Annotated in this window: 6 protein-coding genes; all 6 read left to right on the plus strand. The window is 34.7% G+C overall.

Annotation, left to right across the window (positions count from 1 at the left end; genetic code table 11):
* Window positions 1-239 (plus strand): WecB/TagA/CpsF family glycosyltransferase (locus DWW13_RS17685; protein ID WP_199674878.1); only part of this gene is annotated, 239 nt, incomplete at its 5' end.
* Window positions 239-1,324 (plus strand): glycosyltransferase family 4 protein, encoded by a 1,086-nt coding sequence (locus DWW13_RS17690; protein WP_199674879.1) that lies wholly within the window; start codon window positions 239-241, stop codon window positions 1,322-1,324. The genes DWW13_RS17685 and DWW13_RS17690, both read left to right, overlap by 1 nt.
* 13 nt (window positions 1,325-1,337) lie before the next feature.
* Window positions 1,338-2,498, plus strand: a complete 1,161-nt coding sequence (locus tag DWW13_RS17695) for a polysaccharide pyruvyl transferase family protein (RefSeq protein WP_118720725.1) — start codon at window positions 1,338-1,340, stop codon at window positions 2,496-2,498.
* On the plus strand, window positions 2,491-3,747 hold the full coding sequence (locus DWW13_RS17700; RefSeq protein WP_158579780.1) for a Coenzyme F420 hydrogenase/dehydrogenase, beta subunit C-terminal domain: 1,257 nt from the start codon (window positions 2,491-2,493) through the stop codon (window positions 3,745-3,747). The genes DWW13_RS17695 and DWW13_RS17700 overlap by 8 nt, the downstream gene beginning before the upstream one ends.
* The gene (locus DWW13_RS17705) at window positions 3,731-4,864 is read left to right on the plus strand and encodes a glycosyltransferase (protein ID WP_118720729.1); all 1,134 of its coding nucleotides are present in this window, start codon (window positions 3,731-3,733) and stop codon (window positions 4,862-4,864) included. The genes DWW13_RS17700 and DWW13_RS17705 overlap by 17 nt, the downstream gene beginning before the upstream one ends.
* Window positions 4,865-4,908: 44 nt before the next feature.
* The gene (locus tag DWW13_RS20255) at window positions 4,909-5,004 is read left to right on the plus strand and encodes a glycosyltransferase (RefSeq protein ID WP_118720731.1); all 96 of its coding nucleotides are present in this window, start codon (window positions 4,909-4,911) and stop codon (window positions 5,002-5,004) included.
* The last annotated feature ends 28 nt before the right edge of the window (window positions 5,005-5,032 follow it).

Raw genomic sequence — 5,032 nt, forward strand, 5'->3', positions numbered from 1 at the left:
CTTATAAACATTATTTTACAGAAAAAGTTTCATACTCTCGGAAAATTGATGGACTGATGCTTGGCGTCGGAGCAGGGTTTGACTATTATGCAGAAAATATTAAGCGTGCGCCGATGTGGATGCAGAAATATAATCTGGAATGGGTGTATCGGTTGGTGCAGGATCCTAAGAGGTTGTTTAAGCGGTACTGGAGTACTAATACGAAATTTATTTGGAATGCGATGATGAGGGGGAAGTAATGAAAAAACGGATTTGCATGGTGGTTCCGAATCCAATGGTTAAGGGCGGAATTGCTGCAGTAGTTAACGGATATAGAGGGTCACAGTTAGAAAAGGATTATGATATCACATATGTGGAATCGTATAAAGATGGAAGCAAATTAGATAAGCTTTTGAAAGGGATTTGCGGCTATTTTCATTTTGCATATGTGCTGTTATTTCATAAGCCGGATGTGGTTCACATTCATTCTTCTTTCGGACCTTCATTTTATAGAAAGATGCCATTTATTTATATGGCATCTTGGCGGAAAATTCCGATTATTAATCACATACATGGTGCCGACTTTGACGAATTCTATGTAAATGCATCAGAAGAAAAAAAGGCCAAGATTAAAAAAGTATATAGTAAATGTAACGTGTTAATTGCTCTTTCTGAGGAATGGAAAGAAAGACTAAGCCAGATTGTTCCAGAAGACAGAATTGAAATAATTGAAAACTATAGTGTTCTTCATGAAGATGCTTTAGAAGGAAGGATGCATAGGGAGTGTAATAATACAGTTTTGTTTCTTGGCGAATTAGGAAAACGGAAAGGCTGTTATGATATTCCAGCGGTTATAGCGCAGGTGAAAAAAAGTATACCGGATGTGAAGTTTGTCTTAGCTGGAGCTGGAAACGAATTCGATGAGAATGCAATCAAGAAGTTGATTGATGAAAAGGGTGTATCCGATAATGTGGAATTCCCTGGATGGGTTAGAGGTGATATGAAGGATAAACTGCTTAGGAAAGCAGATGTATTCTTTTTACCATCTTATAACGAGGGAATGCCGATGTCAGTGCTAGATGCAATGGGGTATGGTCTTCCAGTTGTAAGTACAAATGTGGGTGGGATTCCCAAGATTGTGCATGATGGAGAGAATGGTTACTGTTGTGATCCGGGTGATGTTAATCGATTTGGGAAAGGAATTACGAAGATACTTCTAGATGAAAAAGAAAGAAAATCATTCGGGGAGGCTTCTTGGAAAATCGTAAAAGAGGGATATTCGTTAGAAGCACACTTAAATCGAATTGAACAAGCTTATGAGCAAGTTTTGTTAATGGATATATAAGGAAGAAAAGTATATGAAAATTGGTATTTGTACATGTTATGACAATCATAATTATGGCAGCATGTTGCAAGCTTATGCAACATATGTGAAATTTGTGGAATTGGGCTATGACTGTGAGTTTTTGTGCTATAGAAAAAAACTTAATACGATTCAAAAAATCAAGTGGTTACCCAGATTGTTGAATAAGTATCTTATGAAGGAAAAATTTCGCCTGATTGAAAAAAAGATTCAATTAAAGAAACATCCTGATATTAAGATGAAAGATGCGATTCGTCAAAGAGCATTTGATAGATTTCTGGAGAATTTTTTGAAAGATAAAGTATCAGCTCCATATATTGGTTTTGAAGTACTTAGGGCAGGAAGTAAAAACTATGATGTTGTAGTTGCCGGTGGCGATCAGCTGTGGATTCCAGCTGGATTGCCAACAAATTTTTTCAATTTGATGTTTGCTGATGAAAAAGTAAAACGTGTTTCATATTCAACTAGCTTTGGTGTTACAGAGGTGCCTTTTTATCAGAAAAGAAGAACAATCGAATATTTAAATAGAATAGAGATGCTTGGAGTTCGCGAGAAAAGCGGTGCGGAACTCATTGAGCGATTAACAGGAAGAAAAGCCGTAGTCGTTCTAGATCCAACTTTATTACTGAATAAAGAAGAATGGGCACAAGCAATTCCTGTAAAACCTGTATTAGAAAATGATTATATCTTTTGTTATTTTTTAGGAGCAAATTCCGAACATCGAAAGGTTGCGGAAGAACTATCTAAGAAAACAGGTATTCCTCTTTATGATATGCCGCATATAGATGAATTTGTTCCGTACGATCTGCAATTTAATGCGGAACACTTGTATGATATAGATTCAGAGCAGTTTGTGAATTTAATTCGCTATGCAAAATATATATGTACCGACTCGTTCCATTGTACTGTTTTTTCAATATTGCATCATAAGCAATTTTTAGCATTTGACCGTTATAGTGATCCTTTAATGATGTCACGTAATTCAAGAATAGCTAATCTTTGTGACATAACTGGACTGTCATCTAGAAGATATACTGGTGATGTGTTGGAGCAAATGAAAAAGCCTATAGATTATGACAGAGTCGATGAAAGATTGGAAAAAGAAAAAGCCATATCGGTTGCTTATATTAGAGAGGCGCTTGGGAAGAATGATTGAAATCAATGATAAGGTGAATTGTAGCGGATGTACAGCCTGCTATGCTGTTTGCCCGCAGAGTGCAATTGAAATGAAGCTTGATGAAGAAGGGTTTAAATATCCCCGGGTAGATAAAAATAGGTGCGTAGAATGTGGGTTATGTAATAGTGTATGTCCTATATTAAATAAAAGAAAAATAGGAGAAGAAACCACATCTGGTTATATTGTACAGAATAAGAATGACTCCATTAGATTGAAAAGTACATCAGGGGCGGCTGTAAATGCAATTGCAGAATATGTTATTTCATGCGGTGGAGTCGTGTTTGGCTGCGAGTTTTCGGATGATAGAGTTTGCAGACATACAATGGCGACAGATATAAGTGATCTGGGGAAATTTCAAGGTTCAAAGTATGTTCAGAGCGAACTGGGAGATTGCTTTAAAAGTATAAAAGAACAGTTAGATGCAGATAAAAAAGTACTTTTTATAGGTATGCCCTGTCAGGTAGCTGGCCTTGAATCTTATATTAAAAGAAATAAAGAAAATTTATATTTAATAGACTTAGCTTGCCATGGAGTTCCTTCACCAGGAGTGTTCAAAGATTTTATTCAGTTTTTAGAGCATAAGTATAAAGGTAAAATTTCCAATTTTGTCTTTAGAGATAAAACATATGGGTATTCAGCAACCAATATTAAAGTCTATTTTGCCAATGGAAAGACAATTGATTGTAGAAATGATATAAAAACTTTTACAAGGCTTATGTTTAAGGGAATTACATTGCGACCATCGTGTTATGAATGTGCTTTTAAAACAAAACATCGTGTAAGCGATATAACCATATTTGATTGCGCATTGGTAGGTTCTTATAATAAAGATATGGATGATGATATAGGAACAACTAGTATCTTATGTCATAGTGATAAAGGTAAAAAACTATTAGAGCAACCTGATGTAATAGATAAGATGAGAATAAAATCAGTTGATAGTGAAGAGCTGATTTTAACAGAGGGCTCCATGCTCATTGCATCGGCAAAGAAAAGTGAAAATCGAGAAGCATTTTTTCACGATAGAGAGTTAATGACATACGAACAATTAACAAATAAATATGCACCGATTACATTAAAAATGATTATTGGAGATATTGTTAAAAGATCTCTTCGTTATACTGGCCCAATAGGAAAAGCGGTAATTTTATATAATAAAAAGAAAAGCATAGAGAAGTATCAAAGAGAATTTATGGAAAGGAGTGGTGAGAATGAAACAGCAGATTAATGGCAATAATCCAATTCGAGTATTGCATATGGCTCCTATTCGCATGGGCGGTATAACAGAACTCGTTCTCACATTGTCCGAAAAAATTGATTCCGAAAAGGTGCAGTTTGATTATTTAACATTTGAAGATACTTTTGATCAGGCCTCTAAAAGGGCAAAAGAAGCACATAGTACCATTTATCGAGTGGATTTACAAACTGTTAAAAATCCGATTGTTAGAGGCTTGAAGAAATTTTTCGGTATTATTAAATTAGTTCATTCTGAGCAGATTAAAATAATACATATAAATTCGTCCACACCATATGAAGTATTGGTTGCATTTGCTGCAAAAATCGGAGGTGCAAAAAAAATAATTTATCACTCTCATAATAGTAGCTATTATCCTGGCCAGAAACTCGTAAAATTATCAGAAGTATTCAAGTGGTTTATGCCTTTTGTGATTACAGATTATTTAGCATGCTCAGATGCAGCAGCAAGGTTCATGTTTCCGAAGAAAATCGTTGACGCGGAAAATTATACCGTTATCAAGAATGGCGTAGATTATGATAAACACAGTTTTAAGCCCGAAGTTCGCACTGAATTACGAAAAAAATATGGGTTAGAGAATAATTTTGTTTTGGGCCATGTGGGAAGGTTTAATGTACAGAAAAATCATGAATTTCTGATTGATATCTTTTATGAAGTCTATAAGCATGATAATAGTGCGAGATTGTTTTTGGTTGGCATTGGAGAAACAGAAAATCAAATAAAAGAAAAAGTAAAGCGATTAGGAATAGAGGAAGTTGTTATTTTTCATGGTCTATCAAATGAAGTAAATCGGCTTTGGAATATGTTAGACGTTTTTGTAATGCCTTCTCTATATGAGGGATTACCAGTTGCAGGAGTTGAAGCACAGGCAAATGGATTGCCTTTGATCGTGTCTAATACTATAACGCAAGAGTTAAAAATAACAGATGCTGTAGAATATATAGGTTTAGATGAGAAAACATCCAAGTGGTACGAAGTAATTGAAAGGTATAACGGATATAAACGAAAGAATACACGTATGGAAATTACGAATGCGGGGTTCAATATTGATGATACAGCAATACGGCTAGAGAGGATATATCTATCTTAAAAGAAGATATTGTTGTAGCACATGAAAGTAAGTGGAGGTAAGAAGTGGATTTAATTAGTGTAGTTATTCCAATTTTTAATGCTGAAAAATATTTAAAAGATTGTATATTATCTGTTTTAAAACAAACATACTATAAATGAGCAAATCCAAAATATTGCACAAAAGAAA

The sequence above is a fragment of the Blautia sp. AF14-40 genome, assembly GCF_003479665.1.
In the GTDB taxonomy this organism is placed as follows: Bacteria; Bacillota; Clostridia; order Lachnospirales; family Lachnospiraceae; genus Fusicatenibacter; species Fusicatenibacter saccharivorans.